The sequence below is a fragment of the Xanthobacter autotrophicus genome (genome assembly GCF_029991245.1).
Lineage (GTDB): Bacteria > Pseudomonadota > Alphaproteobacteria > Rhizobiales > Xanthobacteraceae > Xanthobacter > Xanthobacter autotrophicus_C.
The window spans coordinates 1-437 of sequence record NZ_JAIVFO010000373.1 but is presented as its reverse complement, the minus strand read 5'-3'; the positions used below and the strand labels follow the sequence as shown (position 1 = coordinate 437).

The window sequence follows — 437 nt, the reverse complement described above, 5'->3', positions numbered from 1 at the left end:
GCCACGCCGAGCCCTGGGCCAATCCCGGCGCTCCGCTGAAGCTGCTGCAGTGGCTGGGCAAGGAAGATGCCCCGCTGCTGTTCCGCCTGCGCGCGGATGCACGACAGTGGCTCTGGGGCCTGCAGTTCCTGCGCGAATGCACGCCGGCGCGCACGCGCCACAACATCGAGCAGATCGTGCGCCTGGGCACCTACAGCCGCGCCACGCTGCAGCAGCTGCGCCGCGACATGGGCCTGCAGTACGACCAGCGCACGCAGGGCATCCTGCACTTCTACACCAGCCAGAAAGAGTTCGACGCCGCCCTCGCACCCGCAGAGCAGATGCGCGCGCTCGGCTGCGAGCGCCGCGTGGTCAGCGCCGACGAGGCCGTGCGGCTGGAGCCGGCCCTCGCCGCCATCCGCCCCCGGCTGGCCGGCGCCACCTACACGGCCGAGGAC

1 protein-coding gene is annotated in these 437 nt (G+C 72.3%); it reads left to right on the top strand.

Annotated features, from left to right (window positions below; all coding sequences use genetic code 11):
- The coding region (locus tag K9U41_RS23280; RefSeq protein ID WP_282643206.1) for an FAD-dependent oxidoreductase at nt 1-437 on the top strand (437 nt) is incomplete at both ends.